The 25,221-nt window shown below is 73.5% G+C and carries 9 protein-coding genes; 3 read left to right on the top strand and 6 right to left on the bottom strand.

Annotated elements, in window-relative coordinates:
- The 3 genes from C6Y14_RS43700 to C6Y14_RS43690 form a co-directional block, all read right to left on the bottom strand.
- A partial coding sequence (locus tag C6Y14_RS43700; protein WP_159074429.1) for a type I polyketide synthase occupies positions 1 to 6,524 on the bottom strand: 6,524 nt, incomplete at its 3' end.
- Between the two features lie 62 nt (positions 6,525 to 6,586).
- A complete protein-coding gene (locus tag C6Y14_RS43695) occupies positions 6,587 to 7,450 on the bottom strand; it encodes an SDR family oxidoreductase (protein ID WP_107022497.1) in 864 nt (287 codons plus the stop codon).
- Between the two features lie 186 nt (positions 7,451 to 7,636).
- A complete protein-coding gene (locus C6Y14_RS43690; protein ID WP_107022496.1) occupies positions 7,637 to 9,247 on the bottom strand; it encodes an AMP-binding protein in 1,611 nt (536 codons plus the stop codon).
- 206 nt (positions 9,248 to 9,453) lie between these two features.
- Here C6Y14_RS43690 and C6Y14_RS43685 point away from each other — a divergent pair, with 206 nt between their 5' ends.
- On the top strand, positions 9,454 to 10,401 hold the full coding sequence (locus C6Y14_RS43685; RefSeq protein WP_199855084.1) for an ACP S-malonyltransferase: 948 nt from the start codon (positions 9,454 to 9,456) through the stop codon (positions 10,399 to 10,401).
- 67 nt (positions 10,402 to 10,468) lie between these two features.
- Here C6Y14_RS43685 and C6Y14_RS43680 read toward each other — a convergent pair whose 3' ends face one another.
- Positions 10,469 to 10,717, bottom strand: coding sequence for an acyl carrier protein (locus tag C6Y14_RS43680; RefSeq protein ID WP_107022495.1), 249 nt, complete (start codon positions 10,715 to 10,717; stop codon positions 10,469 to 10,471).
- Positions 10,718 to 10,867: 150 nt separating this feature from the next.
- On the opposite strand from C6Y14_RS43680, the gene C6Y14_RS43675 reads away from it, so the two are divergent.
- Both C6Y14_RS43675 and C6Y14_RS43670 read left to right on the top strand, forming a co-directional pair.
- Entirely contained in the window at positions 10,868 to 12,496 is a 1,629-nt protein-coding gene (locus C6Y14_RS43675) for an AMP-binding protein (protein ID WP_107022494.1), read from the top strand.
- Positions 12,497 to 12,562: 66 nt separating this feature from the next.
- On the top strand, positions 12,563 to 14,218 hold the full coding sequence (locus tag C6Y14_RS43670) for an MFS transporter (protein ID WP_107022493.1): 1,656 nt from the start codon (positions 12,563 to 12,565) through the stop codon (positions 14,216 to 14,218).
- Between the two features lie 367 nt (positions 14,219 to 14,585).
- Here C6Y14_RS43670 and C6Y14_RS43655 read toward each other — a convergent pair whose 3' ends face one another.
- Together C6Y14_RS43655 and C6Y14_RS43650 are read right to left on the bottom strand one after the other, a co-directional pair.
- Entirely contained in the window at positions 14,586 to 20,573 is a 5,988-nt protein-coding gene (locus C6Y14_RS43655) for a type I polyketide synthase (RefSeq protein WP_199855083.1), read from the bottom strand.
- A gap of 10 nt (positions 20,574 to 20,583) precedes the next feature.
- On the bottom strand, positions 20,584 to 25,221 hold a 4,638-nt coding region (locus C6Y14_RS43650; RefSeq protein WP_159074428.1), incomplete at its 5' end, for a type I polyketide synthase.

Raw genomic sequence — 25,221 nt, 5'->3', positions numbered from 1 at the left:
CCCCACCCCGTACCATCCGCAGCAGCCGCATACGACCTGCACCGACCATCACGCGACAGACCCCGCTGCAGACTGAAGTCCACGAACGTGTCGGGGGTGGCCATCACGGTCACGCCGCCGGCCAGTGCCAGTGAGCACTCGCCGCGCCGCAGCGACTGCATGGCCCAGTGCAGGGCCACCAGCGAGGACGAGCACGCGGTGTCCACGCTCACCGCCGGGCCTTCCAGGCCGAGCGTGTAGGCGACGCGTCCGGTGGCGACGCTGCTCGCGCTGCCGTTGCCCAGATAACCGGCCAGGTCCTCGGGCACCTTCGCCAACCGGGTCGCCCAGTCGTGGTACATGATCCCGGCGAAGACGCCTGTCGTGGTGCCGCGCACCGACAGCGGATCGATCCCGGCGCGTTCCAGCGCCTCCCACGACGCCTCCAGCAGCAGGCGCTGCTGCGGATCCGTCGCCAGGGCCTCGCGGGGGCTGATCCCGAAGAGGCCGGCGTCGAAGTCGGCGGCGTCGTGCAGGAATCCGCCCTCACGGATGTAGCTCTTGCCCGGCCTGCCCGGCTCGGGGTCGTAGAGGTCCGCCACGTTCCAGCCGCGGTCCTCGGGGAAGGCCGAGACACCGTCCCGGCCCTCGGCCACCAGCCGCCACAGGTCCTCGGGGGACTCCACGCCGCCGGGGTAGCGGCAGGCCATCGCGACAATCGCGATCGGGTCGTCCCCGGAGCCGGCACCGGATTCGGAATCAGGATCGGAATCGGAGTGGGTGATCGCGGCGGACGACGGTACGGCGGAGGCCGTACGCGTGCCGGACGCCCTGGCCAGTACGTGGGCGGCGAGGGCGGCGGGGTTCGGGTAGTCGAAGACGAGGGTCGAGGGCAGCCTCAGGCCGGTCGCCGCGTTGAGCGCGTTGCGCAGTTCCACCGCGGCGAGCGAGTCGAAGCCGATCTCGCTGAAGGCCCGGCGCGGTTCGATCGCGTCCGCGCCGTCGTGCCCGAGCACCTGGGCGACCCGGGTCCGGACCAGATCCAGGACGACACGGTCGCGTTCGGCCTCGGGCAGTGCGGCGAGCCGGGCGGTGAGGGGCGTGCCGCCCGTGGACGGGGCGCCCGCGGAGGCGGTGCGGCGCACCGGGCCACGGACCAGGCCGCGCAGGACCGACGGTACGCCGTCGGCGCGGTCCCGCAGGGCGGCGGCGTCCACCCTGACGGGGACGGCCACGGCCTGCCCCGCGGTCAGGGCCAGGTCGAACAGGGCGAGGTTCTCGGCGGGTGTGAGGGCCACCAGGCCGGAGCGGTCCGCCCGGCGCAGGGCGGCCTCGTCCAGCCGGGCACCCATGCCGTCCCCGGACCAGAGCCCCCAGGCCAGTGACGTCGCGGGGAGGTTCGCGGCGCGGCGGTGCTCGGCGAGCGCGTCGAGGAAGACGTTCGCGGCGGCGTAGTTGCCCTGTCCGGGGCCGTCCATGAGGCCCGCGACGGAGGAGTACAGCACGAACGCCGACAGGTTCATGTCCCGGGTCAGCTCGTGGAGGTGCCAGGCCGCGTCCGCCTTGGGGCGCAGCACCTCGTCGACCCGTTCGGGGGTGAGTGACCCGATCAGGCCGTCGGCGACGACACCCGCGGTGTGCACGACCGCCGACAGGGGGTGCCGCGCGGGGATCGCGGCCAGCAGTGCCGTCAGCGCCTGCCGGTCCGAGGCGTCGCAGGCGGCCACGGTGACGGAGGCGCCGAGTTCCGTCAGTTCGGCGGCGAGGTCGGCGGCACCGGGCGCGTCCGCGCCCCTGCGGCCGGCCAGCAGCAGGTGCCGGACGCCGTGCTCGACGACCAGGTGCCGGGCGAGGTGGCCGCCGAGCCCGCCGGTGCCTCCGGTGATGAGCACCGTGCCCGTGGAGTCCCAGGGGGTGTCCGGGGCGGTGTCGTGTACGGGGGCCTCGGCCAGGCGGGGGACGAGAACCGTGTCGCCACGAACCGCGACCTGCGGTTCGCCGACGGCGAGCGCGGCGCGCAGCGCTTGCGTGGGGCCGGGGCCGGGGCCTGCGCCGGTGGCAGTGCCAGTACCGGTGACGCTACCGGTGGCAGTGCCAGTACCGGTGACAGTGCCGGTGCCGGTGGCAGCGCCAGTACCGGTGCCGGTGCCGACGCCAGTGGCCGTGCCAGTGGCCGTGCCGGTGTCGGTGCCGTCGTCGTCGGCCAGGTCCGCGAGGACGAAACGGCCGGGGTGCTCGGCCTGGGCCGAGCGGGTCAGGCCCCACAGCGGGGCGGTGCCGAGGTCGGGGGTCTCCCCCGGTCGCGCGGCCACCGCGCCCCGGGTGACGACCACCAGCCGGGAGGAGGCCAGTTGCTCCTCGGCCTGCCAGCGCTGGAGCAGGTCGAGGAGGCGGTGGGTCGCGGCCCGCGCGACATGGTGGGGCTCGCCCGTAGTCGGCGGGAACGGGACCAGCACCGCTTCGGGTACGGCCGCGCCGGCGGCGATGGCCGTGCGCAGGGCGTCGAGGTCGGCGTGCACCGTGGCGTCAGGACCGAACTCCTCGGTGCCCAGCGCGGCCCAGCCGCCCCGCGTGGGAGCCGTGTGCGCGGTCACGGGTTCCCAGCGCAACCGGAGCAGCGACGGACTCGGCGCGGTACCGGTGAGGCCTTCGACGGGGACGGGGCGTTCCACCATGGAGGCCACCGACGCGACGGGGGCGCCGGAGGTGTCGGTGATCTCCAGCGACACCCCTTCGGGGCCTGCCGGGGAGATCCGTATCCGCAGGGCGGTGGCGCCGGAGGCGTGCAGGGTCACCCCGGTCCAGGCGAACGGGAGCCAGACCTCCTCGCTCCCCCGGACGCGGTCCCCCACGAGGTCGGCGGGGCGCAGCGCGGAGTCCAGGAGCGCCGGGTGCAGTCCGTACCGTCCGGCCTGGGTACGGGCCTCCTCGGGCAGCCGGGCCTCGGCGAACACCTCGGTCCCGCGGCGCCACGCCGCGTGCAGGTTCTGGAACATGGGGCCGAACTCGTAGGCGGAGCCCGACTGGTTCAGCAGGTCGACGTCGACGGGCTCGGCGTCCGGCGGCGGCCATTGGGCCGTGGCGGGCATGGGCGGCGTCGGGTCCGCGGGGCCGGGCGGTGCCAGGACCGCGCTCGCGTGCCGTGTCCAGGGTCCCTCACCCTCCGGGCGGGCGTGGACGTCGGCGGAGCGGCGGCCCGAGGCGTCGGGCCGGCCGACGACGACCTGCACGTCCACACCGCCCTCGGCCGGCAGCGCCAGCGGCACCTCCAGCGTGAGTTCGTCCACGGTGGCGCAGCCGACCTCGTCGCCGGCCCGGATCACCATGTCGACGAACGCCGTTCCCGGCAGCAGTACGGTGCCGGCGACGACGTGATCGGCGAGCCAGGGCTGGGAGCGCACCGACAGCCGGCCGGACAGCACCGTCCCGCCGGTGTCCGCGAGGCCGATCGCCGTGTCCAGCAGCGGATGGCCGGTGCCGTCCCGTCCCGCCCGCGCCGCGGTGTCGTCCAGCCAGTAGCGGCGTCGCTGGAACGGGTAGGTCGGCAGGTCCACGCGGCGTGCGCCGCGTCCGGCGAAGAAGTTCTTCCAGTTCACGCCGGTGCCCCGGGTGTGGGCGAGGGCCACCGCCGCGACCAGTTCGCGTTCTTCCGGCCGCCCGGCCCGCAGGGTGGGTACGAAGGCCGCGTCGGTGTCGTCGCCGAGGCAGTCGGGGCCCATCGACGACAGGACGGCGTCGGGGCCTAGTTCGAGGAACGTGGTGACGCCCTCGGACTCCATCCACCGGACGCCGTCGTGGAACCGGACGGCCTCGCGGACGTGCCGCACCCAGTGGTCGGCGTCGGGTACGACGGGCCGGCCCGTCAGGTTGGACACGATCGGGATCCGTGGCGGCGCGTGGTCCATGACCTGGGCGATACGCCGGAACTCCTTCAGCATCGGTTCCATGAGCGGTGAGTGGAACGCGTGCGAGACGCGCAGCCGGCGGGTCCTGCGTCCTTCGGCGGCGAAGCGGTCCGCGATCAGCGCCACCGCGTCCTCGTCGCCGGACACCACGACCGACGCGGGCCCGTTCACGGCGGCGATCCCTGCGTTGCCGGTGAGGCCTGGCAGTACCTCCTCCTCGGAGGCGCCCAGCGCGACCATGGCGCCGCCCGGCGGCAGTTCCTGCATGAGACGGCCTCGGGCGGCGACGAGCAGTGCGGCGTCCTCCAGGGACAGCGCGCCCGCCACATGGGCCGCGGTGAGTTCGCCGACCGAGTGCCCTGCGACGTGGTCGGGGACGATGCCCCAGGACTCCACCAGGCGGAACAGCGCCACCTCGACCGCGAACAGGCCGGGCTGGGCATAGGCGGTCCGCTTGAGGAGGGCGGCGCGGGCCGGGTCGGTGGCGAACAGTACGTCGAGCAGCGGTGTGTCGAGCTGTACGTCCAGATGGGCGGCGGCCTCGTCCAGGGCATCCGCGAACACCGGGAACGTCTCGTACAACTGCCTTCCCATGCCGGGGCGTTGGCTGCCCTGACCGGTGAACAGGACTGCGGTGCGGGAGTCGGTGACGGGGCCGAGGGACGGCGGTCCGCCCTCGGCGAGGGCGGCCAGGGCGCGCAGCGCCTCCTCGCGGTCGCCGGCGACGACTGCCGCGCGGTGGCCCAGGGCGGCACGGGTCGTGGCCGCGGAGTACGCGACGTCGGCCAGCGAGGGGGCGTCGGGCGCGTCCAGCAGCGACCTCAGCCGCTCGACCTGGGCGCGCAGCGCGGGTTCGCCGCGCGCCGACAGCACGAGGGGGGTCACCCGGGCGGCGACGGGCCCGGCCTCCGCGCCGCCGGGGCCGTGGGGGCCGGCGGTGTCGAGGGCGAGGGCGTCGGGGGCGGGGGCGTCGGGGGCGGGGGCCTGTTCGATGATCACGTGGGCGTTGGTGCCGCTCGCGCCGAACGAGGAGACGCCCGCGCGGCGCGGCTCCTCGCCCGACTCCCACGGCACCGGTGATGTCAGCAGCCGTACGGTCCCGGCCGACCAGTCGACGTGCGGGGACGGTGTGTCCACGTGCAGGGTCGGCGGCAGCGTGCCGTGCCGCATCGCCATGATCATCTTGATCAGCCCGGCGGCCCCGGCGGCGGCACCCGTGTGTCCGATGTTCGATTTGACCGATCCCAGCCACAGCGGCCGGTCGGCGGTGTGGTGGCTCCCGTAGGCGGCGATCAGGGCACGTGCCTCGATCGGGTCGCCGAGCCGGGTGCCCGTGCCGTGCGCCTCGACGGCGTCGACCTGCCCGGCGGTCACCCCCGCGTCGGCCAGCGCACGGTGGACGACGCGCTGCTGGGCGAGCCCGTTCGGCGCGGTCAGGCCGTTGCTCGCGCCGTCCTGGTTGATCGCGCTGCCGCGCACCACCGCGAGCACGGGATGCCCGGCGCGGCGCGCGTCGGACAGCCGGGTCAGGACGAACACGCCGGCGCCCTCGGCGAAGCCGGTGCCGTCCGCGGCGGCGGCGAAGGCCTTGCAGCGGCCGTCCGGGGCGAGGCCGCGCTGCCGGCTGAACATGGTGAACGTCCCGGGGCTCGACATCACCGTCACACCGCCGGCCAGGGCGAGTTCGCACTCGCCGCCGCGCAGCGACCGCACCGCCAGGTGCAGCGCGGTGAGCGACCCCGAGCAGGCGGTGTCCACGGTCAGCGTCGGCCCTTCGAGCCCGAGGGTGTAGGCCACGCGGCCGGACACCACGCTGGGCAGGTTGCCGAGCATCAGGTGCCCGTCCAGGCCGTCGGGCGCCTCATGGCTCTTCGGGCCGTACTCGTGCGGCTCCACGCCGATGAACACGCCCGCCTCGGTGCCGCGCAGCCGGCCGGGGTCGATGCCGGCCCGTTCCAGCGCCTCCCAGCAGGTTTCCAGCAGCAGCCGCTGCTGCGGGTCCATCGCCAGGGCCTCCTTGGGGCTGATGCCGAAGAAGGCCGCGTCGAAGTCGGCGGCGCCGTCCAGGAATCCGCCCTGCCGGACGTAGCTGGTACGGGGGACGTCGGGGTCGGGGTCGTACAGGGCGTCCAGGTCCCAGCCCCGGTCGGCCGGGAAGCCGGAGATCACATGGGTGCCGTCCGCGACGAGCCGCCACAGGTCCTCGGGCGAGGTGACGCCCCCGGGGAAGCGGCAGCCGATCCCGACGACGGCGATCGGCTCGTCGGCGTCGGCGGCCGGCCGCACCGGGGCGGGCGGCCGGACGGCGGGGAGCCCCAGCGTCTCGGCGCGCAGGTACTCGGCCAGTTCCGCCGGGCTCGGGTGGTCGAATCCGATGGTCACCGGCAGGGGCAGGCCGGTCACCGCGGTCAGCCTGGAATGCAGTTCGACCAGGCCGAGGGAGTCGATTCCGATATCCCGGAAGGGCCGTTCCGCGTCAATTCTCTCCGACGCGCCCGGATCGGCCCTCCACAGTACGGCGAGCGTTTGTGCACGCACCAGTTCGAGCAGCAGGTGAAGCTGCTCCGAGGCCGATCCGGCGGCCGTCAGGGCGGCGAATTCCCTGCCTTCCGGGCCACCGGGTCCATCGAATTCACTCATGCGCGCACTCCACGATCGTGACACCGTTCACCGACGTCTTCCACGGCCCCCGTGACGCGGGGTCAGGCCGCCTTCCAGGCCTGCGCCGTCTCCTCGGCGAACTCGGTGAAGGAGCGCGGCGGGCGGCCGAGCAGCTTGGTCACGGCCTCGATGTCCTCGGCGGCGGCGACGTAGCCGTTGTGGTCGTAGTGCTCGTACATCAGCCACAGGTCGCGAGCGAGGTGCTGCGGCATCATCTGGTTGAGGATCAGCGAGCAGGACTCCAGGTCACCGCCGACGTAGGCGATCTCGACGCCGAGCACGCGCTTCCAGGTGTCGGTGACGAACTGCCCGGTGACGGGCTCGGGGCCCGTGACGGTGTAGGTGCGGCCCTCGTGACCGGGCGAGGTGAGGACGACCGCGGCGGCCTCGGCGACGTCGCGGACGTCCACCCGGGACACGCCGATCTCACCGAGCGGGATGCCGTACACGCCCATGAGCAGCATGTCCTTGGCCCCGATGTCGTTCTGCATCAGCTCGCTGCGGCGCAGGATCGTGTACGGGACACCGGAGGCCTTGAGCGCCTTCTCCACCGCGACCTTCACTCCGCAGTGCGGCGGGGTGAACAGGTTCTCCAGGTCCTGGGTGGAGACGTACACCAGATGTCCGACGCCGCTGCGCCTGGCGGCGTCCACCGCGAGGAGCCCCTGGTAGGTCTCGGCCTCGCCGACGGGCAGGTTGAGGAACACCGCGTCGGCGGCGGCGAACTCCTCCAGCAGCAGCTTGTGGTCGAGCAGGTCGCCGACTACGCCGCGTACGCCCTCGGGGAGCGCCTCGGCCTTCTCGGCGCTGCGGGTCAGTACCGAGACCTCGACGTCACGGGACCGCAGCTCGCTCACCAGAGCCGTCCCCACGACGCCCGTTCCAGCAGTGACGAAAACCTTCATCTCATTTCTCCGTGTCTTGTCCGTGTCTTGTCCGCGTTCGGAATGGGAAATGTGGCGTCACAGTCGGCCACGGGAAAGAGCGAGGCGCGTCCCGCGAAGTCAAGTGGCGGGAATGCGGCGGGAATTCGTTGAGCCGACGCACCGTTCGCGCCGAACGCTACCCGGGGCCCCGACGGCCCCCAACCCTTATCGGCCCCTAAAGGACGTCGGGGTGGTGAGCCCTGCGGCCAGCACCGCCCGGTCGACTTTGCCGTTCTCGGTGACGGGCAGTTCCTCCAGGACCTGGAGTTCCTGCGGCACCATGTAGTCGGGCAGCGCCTCCGCACAGTGGGCGCGCAGTTCCCTGCGGCCCGGCTCGGGGATGCCGCGTTCCATGACGGCGAAGCCGCACAGCACCGGGTCGGCGCCGGAGCCGGGCACCACCATGGCGACCGCGGCGGCGACGCCGGGGAAGTCCATGAGCCGGCGCTGCACCTCGGCGAGTTCGACGCGGTTCCCGCGGATCTGGACCTGCGAGTCGGCGCGCGAGCGGAAGTACATCTCCCCGTCCGGACCCCGGTGGGCCAGATCGCCGGTGCGGAACACGATCTGCCCCGAGGCCGGGTTCAGCGGGTCGGGCACGAGCGCCGCCCGCGTGGCGTCGGGGTCGTTCCAGTAGCCGCTGAACAGCGAGGGGCCGCGCAGGTACATCTCCCCGACGACACCGGGCCGGGTGACCGGCCGGCCGCGCTCGTCGGCGAGCATCAGCTCGGCACCCGGGTGCGCGAACCCGATCGACAGCCGTTCCAGGTCCTCGGGCAGGGGGTTCGGTACGTCGGTGAACGAGCACGCCATCGACTCGGTGGCGCCGTAGCAGTTGATGATCCGCGTCGCCGGCGACAGGGCCTGGAACCGGCGCAGTTCGGCCAGCGGGAACTCCTCGCCGCAGAAGAGCACGCCCCGCAGGCCGAGTTCCGCGAGCGCGTCCGGTTCGGTGCGCAGCACCGGCCGCCAGATCGACGGCACGCCGTGCACCTGGGTCGCGCCCGCGTCGCGGAGGAAGCCGAGGAACCGCCGCGGCCAGCGCAGCCGGTCGCGGGGCACCGCCACCACGGCCGCCCCGGCACCGAGCGCCATGCCGATGTCGAGCAGGGAGAAGTCGAACTGGAGCGGTGACGTGGTGGCGACGCGGTCGTCCGGCGCGACGAGGCCGAGCTCCAGGACCGCGCGGAAGAACGCCGTGTTGGCGCGGTGGCTCATCACCACGCCCTTGGGGCGGCCGGTCGTGCCGGAGGTGAAGATGATGTACGCCGGGTCCGTCGGGACGACTTCCCGCCGGTGCCGGACCCTGGGCTGCGGAGCACGCGTGACCGTCAGCCCGTCGGCGCCGAACCGGGCGGTGCCGACCTCGGGCGGGATGCCCTCGCGGCCCCCGCGCTCGGTCTGCAGGTACAGGGCGGGGCGCGCGCTGTCGATGATCGACAGGAGACGCTTGGTCGGGGTCTCGGGGCTCACCGGCACGAACGGCAGGCCGAGCCGGCAGCAGGCCAGGTACAGCGCGATCGCCGAGGCCGAGGTGTCGGACTCCAGGACCACCCGGTCCCCGACGTCCAGGCCGAGGTCGCCGAGCGCGTCGGCGTAGGTCTCGGCCCGTTCCCGCAGCTGCGCGTAGCTGGTCGTCGCGACACCGTCGCCGGTGTCCGCGAGCTCGATCACGGCGGGTTTGTCGGGAGTGGCCTCGCAGGCTCCCATCAGGTGGCGATAAAGGTTGTCGACCGTGTTCCGTACACGAGCCGGCCGTTTCTTGTTCACACTCATCCGAGTCACCTCTACTGGCGAGCAAAGCGCGCGAATCGGCAATTAAGAGGCCTCCCTACCATGGCGCGATCGGGCCGTACAAGGCGCGCCGGACAGCCGCCCTTCGCTTAGGGGGCATTAGGGGTACTGCCGGTACGGGGGTGACGTGCAGACTTGGCAGTCCACACTACCAACGGCAGTTCCTACATTCGAGGAGAGAAAGACATATGGATACCGGCCTCCGTACGGAAGCCGCGATGATCTTTCCCGCGATCAGTCCTGCGAGTTTCTCGAACGTCGGGAAATTCATGCTCATGAATCCGGCCGCCCGCCGCCTTTCGGCAGCGGCGGACGAAGTGCTCGGATACTCACTTGTGGACCGTTTCCGTGCCGCCGAAAGCGATTACGAGGAATCCGCACGGATTGCGTTCCTGGTGAACTGCCTGGCCATGGCGGAGTGGGCGACCGGGACCCTCGGGGCCGAACCGGTGGTGTATGCGGGACCGAGCTTCGGCGGAACGCCCGCGGCGGTGCACTCGGGCGCGCTCGACTTCTCCGAGGCGGTGCGGCTGACCGCACTGACGGGCCGGCACATCGAGGAGTACTTCACCCGCGAGTACCGCGACGTGGTCACCCAGTCGTTCGCCCGCACCCCCGAGAACAGACTGACCGAGCTGCTGAGCGAACTGGACGACCGGGGCGACTGGTACGACGTCTCCTGCTACGTCGACCACGACTTCTACATGCTCTCCGTGCGTGAGCACCGCCTCGAATGGCTGACCGCGCGGCTGCGCGCGCTGGGCGGGCTGCCGCTGTCCACGATGCGTCCGCCCATGCACTCCAGCGCCTTCCGCGCGCTGCGCCGGACGCTGGAGTGCGAGGTGTACGCGGACGTCGACTTCGGCGACCCCGCGCTGCCGGTCGTGTCGGACCACGACGGTTCGCTGCTGCGGTCGGGCGGGGAGCTGCGCACGCTGCTGCTGGACGCGGCGGTGCGGCCGGTGCGGTGGCCGGTGGTGACGCGGGCCCTGCGGGACCTCGGCGTCGGCACGCTGTACGTGTGCGGCCCCGACAATCTGTGGGGGCGCGTGCGGTGCGTGACCGACCACTTCGAGGTCGTGGCGCTCAAACCGGAGGTGGCCATGCGGCCGCGCCGCCGGGACGTCGCCGTATGATCATTGCGAAGATCGCCAATGAGGAAGGGCGCGCGAATCCCGTCGGCGCTCAGGCCGGTACGGATTTTCAGGCGACTGCTTCCCGCATCCGGGAAAGGGTCGTCCACAGTGTGCCGGGCGTGGCGAAATTGGCCATGTCGAGCGCGTCGTCCACGAACCGCACCTGGAACGTGTTCTCCAGCGAGGCCAGCAGTTCGACCGCGCCCATGGAGTCCAGGCCGAAGTCACGCAGACTGCTGTCACGCGCCAGCGAGTCGCCTGCCGAGAGAAACGGCAGCCGTTGCCGCAGAATCTCCTCGAATCGGGAATCCCACATACGCACTCCTGAAGGGTGTCGGGCCCTGATCGGGTGTCGGGCCGTGATTTCGGGCCGAGGAAATGACGTGTTCCGTGGACCACGCTAAGCAGCCGCCCGAGAGGCGGACAACCCTTATCAACCCCTTTCCACGGATGACGGACCGACGGAATGACTGAGATTCCCGAGCACGCGCTGCACGCGCGATTCCTGCGCGGCCTGGCCGCCTCCCCCGGACGTCCCGCGTTCCGGGCCGACACCGGGACCATGACCTACGAGGCACTGCACGAGCAGGCACTCGCGTGGGCGGGCGCGCTGCTGGCCTCGCCGGCGGGACCGCCCCGGGCCGTCGGCGTACTGGCGGAGAAGGGCCGGACGTCCTACGCCGGGCTGCTCGCGGCGCTGTACGCCGGTGCGGCCGCCGTACCGCTCGCCCCGGACTTTCCCGTGGTCCGCACCCGGCGGATGCTGGCGGCGGCCGGGGTCTCGGCGGTGATCGCCGACCGGGCCGGGCTGGCAGCACTGGAGGCGGCCGACCCGGAGGCCGCCGATGTGAGGACCGGTGTCGAGGCGGCCCACCTGGACGTCCCGGTGCTGACGGGCGACGGCGGGGCCGCCGGCCGGTTCCCGGTCGTCCCGGTCCGTGCGCGCGACGCCCTCGGCGCACCGCGCCCGGTCGCGCCCGGCGACCTCGCCCACATGCTCTTCACCTCGGGTTCGACCGGCCGCCCCAAGGGTGTGCCGATCACGCACGCGAGCACACACCACTACTTCTCGCTGCTGGACGCCCGCTACGACTTCGGCCCCGAGGACGTCTTCTCGCAGACCTTCGGGCTGAACTTCGACTGCGCGATGTTCGACCTGTTCTGCGCGTGGGGGGCCGGCGCGAGCGTCCACACGGTGCCCGTGCGCGCCTACACCGATCTGCCCGCGTTCCTCGCCGAGCGCGGGACGAGCGTGTGGTTCTCCACGCCGAGCGCCATCGCGCTCGTCCGGCGGATGGGGGGCCTTGCGCCCGCGGCCATGCCGTCACTGCGCTGGAGCCTGTTCGCCGGTGAGGCGCTGCGCTGCGCGGACGCCGCCGACTGGCAGGGCGCCGCGTCCCGTTCGACCGTGGAGAACCTTTACGGCCCCACCGAACTCACCGTCACCGTCACCGGTCACCGCTGGTCGCCCCGGCTCTCGCCCGCCCTCGCGGTGAACGGCCACGTGCCGATCGGGAGGGTGCACGAGGGTCACGACCATCTGCTGCTCGGCCCCGACGGTGCGCCTTCCGAAGCCGCCGGAGCTGCCGGACCCGCCGGAGTTGCCGGAGCCGAGGGTGAACTGTGCGTCACCGGGCCGCAGATGACGGCCGGTTACCTGGATCCCGCCGACGACGAGGGCCGCTTCCTCCGGTACGAGGGCCGGACCTGGTACCGCACCGGGGACCGCGTCCGCCGGCTCACGGACGGTGAACTGGTCTACCTCGGCAGGCTGGACGCCCAGGTGCAGGTCCAGGGCTGGCGGGTCGAACTCGCCGAGGTCGACGACGCCGTCCGCGCCTGCGACGGCGTCGAGGACGCGGTGACCGTGACCCGCCCCGCGGGCGGCGGCGGACTGGAACTGGTGGTGTTCTACACCGGCGCCCCCGCCTCCCCCGTCGTACTCGCCGGGCAGCTGCGGCGGGTGCTGCCCGAAGGGATGCTGCCGCGGGCGTTCCGCCATGTCGAGTCCTTCCCGCTCAACGCCAACCGGAAGATCGACCGATCCCTGCTCGCGGCGACGGCCGGCACGCCCCGCGGGCCCGGCGGGCCCTGAACGCACCACTCCGGGCCGCCCCGGGCGGCCCGGCTCCGACCGACCATGTCTCCCGACGGAGGATCAATGTCCACCACCGCATCACCCCAGCTGGCCGGGCGGCGAGAGTGGGTGGGGCTCGCCGTCCTGGTCCTGGCCAATCTGCTCATCTCGATGGACATCTCGGTCCTCTACCTCGCCGTCCCGTTCATCACCGCGTCGCTGGAGCCGAGCAGTGTCCAGCAGCTGTGGATCCTCGACATCTACGGGTTCCTGCTCGCGGGCCTGCTGATCACGATGGGCGTGCTCGGGGACCGGTTCGGGCGCCGCCGGCTGCTGATGACCGGCGCCGCGCTGTTCGGCGCCGCGTCCGTCGCCGCCGCCTACGCGGGCAGCGCCGAGGCGCTCATCGGCACCCGCGCGCTGCTCGGTGTGGCCGGGGCGATCCTCGCGCCGTCCACGCTGGCGCTGATCCGCAACATGTTCCAGGACGTCGCCCAGCGACGTACCGCGATCGCGATCTGGACGGCCGGGTTCGCCGGCGGCGCCGCGCTCGGACCGCTGGTGTCCGGGGTGCTGCTGGACCACTTCTGGTGGGGCTCGGTGTTCCTCGTCAACGTCCCCGCGATGGTGCTGCTGCTGGCACTCGCCCCGACGTTGATCCCCGAGTACCGCGACCCCAGGCCCGGTGGGTTCGACCTGCTCAGTGCGGTGCTGTCGCTCGGCGCCGTGCTTCCCGTGATCTACGGGATCAAGTCGCTGGCGCAGGACGGGATGAGCGCGGTCGCGGTGGCGGCCCTGCTCGCCGGACCGGTGATCGGCGCGGCGTTCGTCCAGCGGCAGCGCACGGTGCGCGATCCGCTGATCGACCTGAACCTGTTTCGCGTACGCGCCTTCTCGGCGCCGATGGCCGTGAACGTGGTGGCGTTCTTCGCGCTGGTCGGATTCGCGCTGTTCTCCACGCAGTGGCTGCAACTCGTGCGCGGCATGGGCCCGTTGGAGGCCGCGCTGTGGTCGCTGCCCGCGCCGGTGGCGGTGGCCTTCGCCACCACGGTCGCGACCGGGGTCGCCCGCACGGTGCGTCCGGTGTACATCGTGTCCACCGGGCTGCTGATCACGGCCGTCGGGTTCCTCGTGCTGACCCAGGTCGGGGTGCACTCCCACCTCGCTGTGCTGGTGGGCGGCGTCGTCGGGGTCGCCGTCGGGCTCGGGGTCGCGCTGACACTGACCGCCGACATGATCCTCGGCGCGGCCCCGCCGGAGCGCGCCGGAGCGGCGTCCGCGCTGTCGGAGACCGCCAACCAGCTCGGTGCCGCGCTGGGGGTCGCGATCCTGGGGAGCATCGGCGCCGCGATCTACCGGACCGACGTACGGGACACCGTGCCGTCCGGGATGCCGCCCGAGGCGCTGCACGCCGCTCGCGAGACGCTGGGCGGGGCGTCCGAGGTGGCCCAGCAACTGCCGGAGCCCGCACGGTCCGGACTGCTGGACGGGGCCCGGGAGGCATTCGTCCACGGCCTGAACCTCAACGCGGCGATCGCAGCCGCCGTGATGGTGACCGCCGCGCTGGCGGCCACACTGCTGCTACGCGGACAGACCACACCCTCAACAACCTCCACCACACCCACATCGCCGCCCACCACGCCGCCCGGCGCGCCGGGTGACACGCCCCTCGACGTCGCGAGCGGCACGTCACTGGACGCACCGCGCGACAAGAGCGTCCCGGGTCCCGCCGGGGGGTGATCCCGGGCCGGATCCGGGCGGGCGGGGTGCGACCCGGATCCGGGCCGCACCCCCCTAGGCATGGGTTGGCCCCCCTGAGCACGGGTTGGCATCCCGGGGGCACGGGCTGGACCCGGGCGGCGGGCTCGACGCGTGGGCGCCCTCCACCGTGACCGACGCGCCGCTCGACGCGCGGAGTGACACGCCCCGCGCCCCGCGCCCCGCGGCTGGCGGCTCGCGGCTCGCGGCTCGCGGCTCGCGGCTCGCGGCTCGACACGAGTGTGTCCGGGGTCGCCGGGGGCTGGCCCCGGACCGGGGCCGGCCCGTACCCCAGCCGGACACCGCCTGGATCCGACCTGGATCCGACCTGGATCCGGGCCGGCCCCGTTCAGGCCGGTGTTTCCAGTTCGGTGTCCAGGATGTCGAACATTTCCTTCGCCGATGCCGTCGCCAGGCTCGGGGCGGCGGCCGTGTCGGCGTCGGGCGGGGAGGCGGTTGCCCAGGCCGACGTGAGGGCGCGCAGCCGGGCGGTGACCCTGGCACGCTCGGCGTCGTCCGGCTCGGCCGCCTCCAGCGCCAGTTCAAGGTTCCGCAGCTCGGTGTCCAGTGCGGGCCCGCTCTCGTCCTGCGGCGCCAGCTCGGTCAGCAGCAGTTCGGCGACCGCGCGGGACGTCGGATGGTCGAAGACGAGCGAGGTGGGCAGCCTGAGGCCGGTCACCGCGTTGAGGGCGTTGCGCAGCTGGACCGCGGTGAGCGAGCTGAAGCCGAGCTCGGTGAACGCCCGGTCCGGCTCGACGGAGTTGCCCTCGTCGTGGCCGAGTACCGCGGCGACCTGGCTGCGCACGACCTCCAGCAGGAACCGGTCCCGGTCGGGGCCGGTCCGGCCGGCGAGGCGCAGCGTCGGCGGGGCGGCCCCGCCGTTGCGGGCGGTCTGCCGGGCCGGAACCCTGACCAGGCCGTGCAGCATGGCCGGGAGCGCCGCGGACCCGGCATGGGAACGCAGGACGCCGATGTCGAACCGTACGGGCAGCAGGACGCTCGCACCGTGCTCCAGAGCCCGGTCGAACAGCGCCAGGCCGTCGGCGGTGGACAGCGCCGGTATCCCGGAGCGCTCGTGCCGGCGGACGTCCTCGCCGAGCCGCTCGGCCATCCCTGCCTCGGCCCACGGGCCCCACGCCAGCGACACGGCCGGCAGGCGCAGACCGCGCCGGTGTTCGGCGAGCGCGTCCAGATAGGCGTTCGCCATCGCGTAGTTGCCCTGTCCGGGCGCGCCCAGGGTGCCGGAGACGGACGAGAACAGCACGAACGCCGTCAGGTCCTGCTCGCGGGTCAGCTCGTGCAGGTTCCAGGCCGCGTCCACCTTGGGGCGCAGGACGGCGGCCACCCGTTCGGGCGTCAGGGCGGTGATCACCCCGTCGTCCAGAACACCCGCGGCATGGACGACACCGGTGAGCACGCGCCCGTCCAGCAGGGCCGCCGCGGCCCGCCGGTCGGCCAGGTCGCACGCGGCGATCTCGACCCGCGCGCCCAGAGCGGTGAGTTCCGCGCGCAGTTGCGCCGCGCCGGGAGCGTCGATACCGCGCCTGCTGGTCAGCAGCAGTCGCCGCACACCGTGCGCGGACACCAGGTGTCGGGCGATCAGGGTCCCGAGACCGCCCGTCCCTCCGGTGACGAGTACGGTGCCGTCGGGGTCCCAGGGCGCGGGACGTACGGGTGCCTGGCCGGCGCCGGTCAGCCGGGGGATCCACGGTTCGCCGGCGCGCAGCGCGACCTGGGGTTCGGTGAGGGAGGCCGCCGCGGGCAGGGCTCGCGCCGACTCGGGCGTGCCGTCGGTGTCGAGCAGCACGAACCGGCCGGGGTGTTCGGCCTGGGCGACGCGGACGAGGCCCCACAGCGCGGCCCCGGTGAGGTCCGTGACGCGTTCGTGGGGCGCCGCGGCGACCGCGCCCTCGGTCACCAGGACCAGCCGGGACGCGGCGAACCGTTCGTCGGCAAGCCATGACTGGACCAGCTCCAGCATGCGGCGCGAGGCGTCGTGCACGTCTTCGGGCGAGCGGTCGCCGCCGGTGGCGGCGCCGGCGCCGGTGGCGGTGGCGGTGGCGGTGGCGGTGGCGGTGGCGGTGGCGGTGGCGGTGGCGGTGGCGGTGGCGGCATGGCTGCCGCGGGTCCGTGGTGCGACGAGCACCGCCTCGGGTACGTCCTTCTCGGCGAGGGCCGCCAAGTCGGCGTACGTGGGGATCCCCTCAGCCGGACCGGGCCCGTACGCGGGGATCCCCTCGGCCGGACCCGGTCCGTCCGCGGAGACGCCGGCGACGACGCCGACGACGGCGCAGGTCGCGCGCGGTGCTTCGAGGGGCGTGCGGGTCCAGCCGACCCGGAACAGCGAGTCGTGCCACCCGCCGCCCGCGGAGTTCAGCCGCTCGGCGGGGACGGCGGTCGTCGTCAGGGCGCCGGACAGCACCGGCTGCCCGGTCTCGTCGGCGACTCGCAGGGCGCGTCCACCACCGGCGGCCGGTGAGAGCCGTACCCGCAAGGTCTTCGTGCCCGGCGTGTGCAGGCTCACCCGGCTCCAGCCGGTGGCCAGCAGGGCCCCGGTTGCGCCGGTCCGGCCGCTCTCGTCGTGGAGGAGGCCGATGTGCGTGGCGGCGTCCAGCAGCGCCGGGTGGATACCGAACCCGGCCGCCCCGACGGGACCGACGACACCGGCAGCCCCGGTAGCTCCGGTAGCTCCGGTAGCTCCGGTAGCTCCGGTAGCTCCGGCGGAGCCGATCTCGGGGAGTTCGACCTCGGCGAACAGGTCCCCGTCGCGCCGCCATGCCGCGCGCAGCCCCCGGAACACCGGCCCGTAGTCGTGGCCCCGGACGAGCAGCTTCTCGTACACGTCGTCCACGTCGACGGCATCGGCGTTGCGCGGCGGCCACTCCGCCAGGTCGAACGCGGCGGGTTCCTGGCCCGGGGAGAGCAGGCCGGAAGCGTGGCGCGTCCACGGCACGTCCGCGGGAGCGTCCGCCGGCCGGGAGTGGACATGCACCTGCCTGCTGCCGGACTCCTCCGGGCCCACCGCCACCTGGAGCGCGAGGGCACCGCGTGCCGGGACCACCAGCGGGTCGTGGACCGTCAGTTCCGTGATCGTCCCGCAGCCGACCTCGTCACCGGCGCGCACCAGCAGGTCCACGTACGCGGAGCCCGGCAGCGGCGTACTGCCGAGCAGGTCGTGGTCCGCCAGCCACGGCTGCGTGCCGAGCGCCAGCCGCCCGGTGAGGACGACTCCGCCGGAGCCGGGCAGCGCGAGGACGGCGCCGAGCAGTGGATGCCCGGCCGGCTCCAGTCCCGCGGTGCCGACGTCGCCGGCCCGGCCCGCGGCGGCGTCCGGCGCTTCGGGCCAGTACCGCTTGCGCTGGAACGCGTAGGTCGGCAGGTCCACCCGCCGGGCGCCGCGTCCGGCGAACACCGCGTTCCAGTCGACCGCGGCGCCGCCGACGTGGAGCCGGCCGATGGCGGTGAGCAGCGCGGCCGGCTCGGGGCGGTCGCGACGCAGCACCGGTACGGCGAGCGCCGCCGTGTCCTGAACGTGGTCCAGGATGTCCTCGGTCAGCGCGGTGAGTACGCCGTCGGGGCCCAGCTCCACGAACCGGGTGACGCCCTCGGACCGCAGGTGGGCGATGCCGTCGGCGAAGCGGACGGCATCGCGGACGTGCCGCACCCAGTAGTCGGGCGAGGTGAGGTCACCCGCGGTGGTGCCGGTCACGTTGGAGACGACGGGGATGACGGGTTCCGCGTAGGTGAGCCCCGCGGCGACGCGGCGGAACTCCGCCAGCATCGGCTCCATCAGCGGCGAGTGGAACGCGTGCGACACCTTCAGCCGGGTCGTCCTGCGGCCCAGGGCGGCGAAGTGCGCGGTGGTCCGGTCCACTTCGTCCGCCGCGCCGGAGACGACGACCGAGCGGGGGCCGTTGACCGCCGCCACCGCGGCCGTCCCGAGGACGGGTACGACCTCGTCCTCGGCGGCTTCGACGGCGGCCATCGCCCCGCCCGCCGGGAGCGCCTGCATCAGACGTCCGCGCGCCGCGACGAGCGTGGCGGCGTCCTGCAGCGACCACACCCCGGCGACGTGCGCGGCGACCAGTTCACCGATGGAGTGGCCCGCTACGAAGTCGGGCACCACGCCCCAGGATTCGAGGAGCCGGTGGAGCGCGACCTCCACGGCGAACAGCCCGGCCTGGGTGTGGACGGTCTGGTCCAGCGGCCCGTCCTCGGACCAGATCACGTCCTTGAGCGGCTGATCCGGGTGCCGGTCCAGATGCCGGTTCAGATGCCGGTCCAGCTCGGCGCAGACCACGTCGAGCGCCTCGGCGAACACCGGGTAGTGCTCGTACAGTTCGCGGCCCATGCCGAGGCGCTGAGCGCCCTGGCCCGAGAACAGGAAGGCCGTCAGGCCGCCGCCCGCGGAGCCGACGAGCACGTCGGGGTGCGGCTCGCCGTCGGCGACGGCGGCCAGAGCGCGCAGTCCGTCCTCCGTGTCGCCCGCCAGCACGACGGCGCGGTGCTGCAGCGCGGCGCGGCCGGTCGCCAGTGAGTATCCGACGTCGAGCACGTCGGCCGGTCCGCCGCTCGACACATGGGCCAGGGCCCGCCCGGCCTGAGCACGCAACGCGACGGAGTCCCACCCGGAAACCGGCCACGGCACCGGAACCCGGCCCCGCCGGCCCTGCCGGTCCGCACGGACCTCGGGCGCCGCGCCCGCGAAAGCTCCGGGCGTCCCGCCCGCGGAAGCTCGGGGCGCCGCGCCCGCGAGCCCTAGGGCTGACCCGCCCGCAGGGGCTCCAGGCGCCCCACCCCCACGGGCTTCAGGTACCCCACCCGCAAGAGCTTCGGGCGCCGCGCCCGCGAGAGCTACGGACGGCCCACCCCCAGAGGTTTCGGCTGCCCCACCCGCAACAACCTCCGGCGCCGCGCCCGCAAGGGCTACGGCCGCCCCGTCCGCGAGTTCGTCCGGTGCCTGTTCGATGATCATGTGGGCGTTGGTCCCGCTGACTCCGAAGGAGGAGACGGCCGCTCGGCGTGGCCGGCCGGTGTCGGGCCACGGGACCGCCTCGGTCAGCAGGCGTACGGCGCCCTCGGACCAGTCGACGTGCGACGAGGGTTCCGTCACGTGCAGCGTCTTCGGCAGCAGTCCGTGGCGCAGCGCCATCACCATCTTGATGACGCCGCCGACACCCGCGGCGGCCTGCGCGTGGCCGATGTTCGACTTGATGGACCCCAGCCACAACGGACGGGCCTCCGGCCGGTCCTGGCCGTACGTCGCCAGCAGGGCCTGCGCCTCGATCGGGTCGCCCAGCGTGGTGCCGGTGCCGTGCCCCTCCACGGCGTCGACGTCGGCGGCGGACAGCCGTGACTCGGCCAGGGCCTGGCGGATGAGCCGCTGCTGCGAGGGCCCGTTGGGCGCGGTCAGGCCGTTGGACGCGCCGTCCTGGTTGATCGCCGAACCCCGTACGACCGCCAGTACCGGGTGGCCGTTGCGGCGCGCGTCCGACAGCCGTTCCAGGAGCAGGATTCCGGCGCCCTCGGCCCAGCCGGTGCCGTCGGCGGTGTCGGAGAACGCCTTGCAGCGGCCGTCGGGAGCCAGGCCGCGCTGGCGGCTGAACGCGATGAACGGCGCGGGCAGCGACATGATGAGGACACCGCCGGCGAGCGCGAGGTCGCACTCACGCCGGCGCAGGGCCTGCGCGGCCAGGTGCAGCGCGACCAGCGAGGACGAGCACGCGGTGTCGACGGTCAGCGCGGGGCCCTCAAGACCGAGTGTGTAGGAGATCCGGCCGGAGATGACCGAGGCCGCGTTGGCGGTGCTCAGATACGCCTCCTCCGCCTCGGGCATGGCGTCCAGTGCGTACGCGTAGTCCTGGCCGCCGGAGCCGACGAAGACGCCGACCTGTTTCTCGCGCAGGCCGGACGGGTCGATGCCGGCGCGTTCGCAGGCCTCCCAGGAGAGCTCCAGCGCGATCCGCTGCTGCGGGTCCATGGTGAGGGCCTCGCGCGGGGAGATCCCGAAGAACGCGGCGTCGAACTCGCCCGAGTCGTGGACGAAGCCGCCCTCGCGGACGTAACTGGTGTGGGGCCGGTCGGGGTCGCTGTCGAACAGTTGCCCGGTGTCCCAGCCGCGGTCCTCGGGGAACGCCCCGATCGCGTCAGTCTCCTTCTCGACCAGCCGCCACAGGTCCTCCGGCGAGCGGACCCCGCCCGGGTAGCGGCAGCTCATCGCGACGACGGCGACCGGCTCCCGCTCCCGGGTCTGGACCTCCTGCAACCGCTGACGGGTCTGGTGCAGTTCAGCGGTCACCCGCTTGAGGTAGCCGAGAAGCTTCTCGTCGTTCGCCATTGCGCCTCCGTCAGGCCATGCCAAGGTTTTTGTCGATGAAGTCGAAGATGTCGTCGGCCGTCGCGTTCTCCAGCCGGTCGGCGACGGCGGTGCCGTCCCGCGCGCCGAGGGATTCGTTGAGCGTCGCCAGCAGTGTCTGGAGCCGCTCGGTGAGCCGGGTGCGTTCGATCTCCTCCGGCGGGAGCCCGGCGACGGCCGCCTCCAGCCGGTCCAGTTCCGCGGTGACGGGCACCTCGACGGCGCTGTCAGGACCCATGAGGGACTGCAGGTATGTGGCGAGCGCCGCCGGTGAGGCGTGGTCGAAGGCCACCGTGGCGGGCAGTTTCCGGCCGGTGGCCGCGCTCAGCCGGGTCCGCAGCTCCACGGCGGCGACCGAGTCGAACCCGAGCTCCTTGAACGCGCGGGACGGGTCGAGTTCGGCGCTGTCGTCGTAGCCGAGGAGCACCGCCACATGGGTGTGCACCAGGTCGAGCAGGGCCCGGCCGCGTTCCGCCCCGGTCATCGCGGCGAGCCCGGCCGCGAACGCCGGCTCGTCGGACTTCTCCTCGTCCTCCTCGTCCTCCCCGCCCATGAGGGCCGCACGGACCTCGGGGAGGTCGTCCAGGAGCGGTCGGGGCCGTGCGAGGGTGTACGCGCCGGCGAAACGGGCCCAGTCGATGTCGGCCACCACCAGGGTGCCCTCGTCGTGGTCGAGTGCCTTCTGGAGCGTGGCGATCGCGAGCCGCGGCTCCATCGTGTTCAGTCCGATGCGCCGGGTCGCGGCGCCGGTACCGGCGTCGATCATCCCGGCGTCCCACGCTCCCCAGGCGACTGAGGTCGCGGTACGTCCCTGGGCGCGGCGCCGGTGTGCGAGCGCGTCCAGGTAGGCGTTGGCGGCGGCGTAGGCGGCCTGGCCCGCGCCGCCCCACGCGGCGGACCCCGACGAGAACAGCACGAACGCGTCCAGCGGGCGGTCGGCGAGCAGTTCGTCCAGGTGGGCCGCTCCGGCGGTCTTGGCACGTCCGACGGCGGCGAACTCCGCCGGCGTGAGGTCTTCCAGGGGCGCGTCGGTGCCGAGCACACCGGCGGCGTGCATGACTGCCGTCAGCTCTCCCGGCACGGAGTCGAGCAGGGCGCCGAGGGCGTCCCGGTCGGCGACGTCGCAGGCCGCGACGGTCACCCGGGCGCCCAGCGCGGTCAGTTCGGCCGTCAGTTCCGTGACGCCCTCGGCCGCCGGGCCGCGGCGGCTGGTGAGGACGAGGTGCTCGGCGCCGTTGCCCGCGAGCCACCGGGCCACGTGGGCGCCGATCCCGCCGGTGCCGCCGGTGACCAGGACCGTCCCGCGCGGCCGCAGGCGCCGTACGGCGGGTGTGTCGCCGAGCGCCGCACGCACCATGCGGCGGGCCGTGGTCCTGGCGGGGCGAATCGCGATCTGGTCCCCGTCCGTGCCGTCGAGCACAGCGCACAGGCGCCGGACCGTGTCGGGGTCGAGGTCCACGTCGAGGTCCGCGTCGGCGTCCGCGTCGGGCCCTACGCCTGTGTCGGGGCCTGTGTCTGCATCTGTTACTGCGCCTGCGTCGGGGCCTGCCTCGGGGTCTGCCTCTGCCTCTGCGTCTGCCTCTGCGTCTGCGTCTCCGTCTCCGTCTGCGTCTGCGTCTGCGTCTGCGTCTGCGGGGAGGTCGATCATGCCGCCCCAGGTGGTGGGGCGTTCCAGGCCGAGTACCGTGCCGAGGCCCCATAGCGACGCCTGCGCCGGATCGGCCGACTCGCCCGCGGCGTCCACGGCGACGGCACCCCGGGTGACGCACCACAGCGGGGCCGTGAGCTCCGCGTCGCCGTGTGCCTGCGCCAGCGCGATCGTGGCGACGGCGCCCCGGGTGAGTACCGGATGGGCGGGGTGCGGCCGGGTGTCGAACGCGAGCAGCGACAGGACGCCGTCGGCCGTCCCGGCACGCAACCGCTCCGCGAGCGCGGCCCGGTCGTCCCCGTCGGTCTCCAACGGCACGACGTGCGCGCCCTGTCCGGCGAGCCCGTCGGTGATCGCGGCGACCGTACCGGCCGCGACCCCGGCCGGGACCACGACGAGCCAGGTGCCGGTGAGCGGGGTGCCGGGCCGCTCGGCCAGGGGCTTCCACACGATCCGGTAGCGCCAGGAGTCCACGGTGGCGTCCTCGCGGTGTCGTCGACGCCAGGTGGAAAGGGCGGGGACGATGTCTCCCAGGGCTTCGGGATCGAGGTCGAGGCGGTCCGCCAGGGAGGACAGGTCCTCGCGTTCCACCGCGTCCCAGAACGCGGTGTCGGCGGGATCGGCCCCCGGGGCGGCGGCGACGGCGTCGGTCCAGTGCCTGCGGCGTTGGAAGGCGTAGGTGGGCAGCTCTACGCGCCGGGCCCGCAGCCCTTCGAAGGCGGCGCTCCAGTCGACGTGCACACCGCCCGCCCATGCCTCGGCGACCGAGGCGAGGAGCCGTCGCGCACCGCCCTCGCCCCGGCGGAGCGACCCGACGGTCACCGCGGCGGTGCCGTGGGCCTCCAGGGTCTCGCCCAGACCGACCAGCAGTCCGGGGTGGGGGCTGGACTCGACGAACGCGGTGAAGCCGTCGTCCAGCAGGGCGCGCGTGGCCTGTTCGAAGCGGACGGTCTGCCGCAGGTTGGCGTACCAGTACGCGGCGTCCAGCGTGGCCGTGTCGGTGAGGCCACCGGTCACCGTCGAGTAGAACCCGATCCTGGACGGCCGGGGTGCCAGTCCGTCCAGTTCGGTGAGGATCCGGTCGCGGACGCCCTCGACGAACATCGCGTGGGAGGCGTAGTTCACGGGGACGAGGCGGACCCGGACGTTCCGGCTCTTCAGCGTCTTCTCAAGTTCCGCCAGTGCCTCCGTCTCGCCGGATACGACGACCGAGGCGGGGCCGTTGACCACGGCGAGTTCCAGGCGTCCTTCCCGGTCCGCCAGCAGGTCGGCGACGGCTTCGGCGGACAGGGCCACCGAGAGCATGCCGCCCTGACCGGCGAGGTCCTCCGCGATGATCCGGCTCCGGACGGCCACCACCCGGGCACCGTCGTCCAGGCTCAGTGCGCCCGCCACACAGGCGGCCGCGATCTCACCCTGGGAGTGACCGACGACGGCGGCGGGTTCCACCCCGAACTGTCGCCATGCCTCGGCCAGCGACACCATGACGGCCCACAGCACCGGCTGGACGACGTCCACCCGCTCCAGCGGGCCGCCGTCACCGCGCACCACCTCCAGCAGGTCCCACTCCACGAACGGGCGCAACGCCTGGGCGCAATCCTCCATACGGGCGGCGAACGCCGGTGAGGAGGCGAGGAGTTCGACCGCCATACCGACCCACTGCGAACCCTGCCCCGGGAAGACGAACACCGGCGGCCGGGCGTCCCCGTCGGCCACGCCTCGTACGACGTTCCCGTCCACGGCGTCCGTGGCGAGCGCGTCCAGGGCGGCCAGGCCCGCGTCGCGGTCCACCGCCGACACCACCGCACGGTGGTCGAACACGGACCGGGAGGTCGCCAGCGAGTACCCCACGTCGACCGCGGAAAGGTCCGCCCCGGTCCGGACGTACGCCGCCAGCCGCTCGGCCTGACCGCGCAGCCCCGCGGCGGACTTGCCGGAGAGCACCCACGGCACAGGGCCGGGTACGGGTACAGGTCCGGGTACGGGTACGGGTACGGGTTGGACTTCGGCGAACTCGGCGCCGACGGGCGCGGGTTCACCGGACGCGGTTTCGTCGGGCGTGGGTGCACCGGACGCGGTTTCGTCGGGCGTGAGGCCACCGGCCCCGGACCCGGCGCCGGACCCAGCCCCGGACCCGGCGCCGGACCCAAAGCCGGTTCCGACGGGCTCCGGTCGACCGGCCTCGGTCGGGTCGGGCCAGGTGACGTCCGGGGCCTGCTCGACGATGACGTGGGCGTTGGTGCCGCTGATCCCGAACGAGGAGATCCCCGCCCTGCGTGGGCGGCCCTCCACCTCCGGCCACTCACGGGACTCGGTCAGCAACTCCACCCGCCCCGCCGACCAGTCGACGTGCGGGGTCGGTTCGTCGACGTGGAGTGTCCTGGGCAGGACACCGTGGCGTATCGCCTGGACCATCTTGATGATTCCGGCGACTCCGGCGGCGGCCTGCGCGTGCCCCATGTTCGACTTGATGGACCCCAGCCACAACGGACGCTCCTCCGGGCGGTCCTGGCCATACGTTGCCAGCAGCGCCTGCGCCTCGATCGGATCGCCCAGCGTCGTCCCCGTACCATGCGCCTCCACCGCGTCGACCTGGCCGGACGACAGGCGGGCGTTGGCGAGCGCCTGCCGGATCACCCGCTGCTGGGACGGACCGTTCGGAGCGGTCAGCCCGTTCGACGCCCCGTCCTGGTTGACGGCGGAACCCCGCACCACCGCCAGCACCGGATGACCGTTGCGCCGCGCGTCCGACAACCGCTCCACGAGGAGCATGCCGACGCCTTCGGCCCAGCCGGTGCCGTCCGCGGACGCCGAGAACGACTTGCTGCGGCCATCCGCGGCGAGGCCCCGCTGCCGGTTGAACTCCACGAACATGCCGGGGGTGGCCATCACGGTCACGCCACCGGCCAGTGCCAGGGAGCACTCGCCGGAGCGCAGTGCCTGGGCGGCCAGATGCAGGGCCACCAACGAGGAGGAGCAGGC

The organism is Streptomyces dioscori (assembly GCF_003024195.1).
Lineage (GTDB): Bacteria > Actinomycetota > Actinomycetes > Streptomycetales > Streptomycetaceae > Streptomyces > Streptomyces dioscori.
The sequence above is the reverse complement of the archived record's forward strand: the minus strand, read 5'-3'. Positions and strand labels throughout refer to the sequence as shown.

What these genes read in the sequence shown, in the direction of transcription:
- C6Y14_RS43670 (WP_107022493.1), top strand. Translation starts at nt 12,563, where the DNA reads ATGTCCACCACCGCATCACCCCAGCTGGCCGGGCGGCGAGAGTGGGTG.
- C6Y14_RS43690 (WP_107022496.1), bottom strand. Translation starts at nt 9,247, where the DNA reads ATGAGTGTGAACAAGAAACGGCCGGCTCGTGTACGGAACACGGTCGAC.
- C6Y14_RS43695 (WP_107022497.1), bottom strand. Translation starts at nt 7,450, where the DNA reads ATGAAGGTTTTCGTCACTGCTGGAACGGGCGTCGTGGGGACGGCTCTG.
- C6Y14_RS43655 (WP_199855083.1), bottom strand. Translation starts at nt 20,573, where the DNA reads ATGGCGAACGACGAGAAGCTTCTCGGCTACCTCAAGCGGGTGACCGCT.
- C6Y14_RS43680 (WP_107022495.1), bottom strand. Translation starts at nt 10,717, where the DNA reads ATGTGGGATTCCCGATTCGAGGAGATTCTGCGGCAACGGCTGCCGTTT.
- C6Y14_RS43685 (WP_199855084.1), top strand. Translation starts at nt 9,454, where the DNA reads ATGGATACCGGCCTCCGTACGGAAGCCGCGATGATCTTTCCCGCGATC.
- C6Y14_RS43675 (WP_107022494.1), top strand. Translation starts at nt 10,868, where the DNA reads ATGACTGAGATTCCCGAGCACGCGCTGCACGCGCGATTCCTGCGCGGC.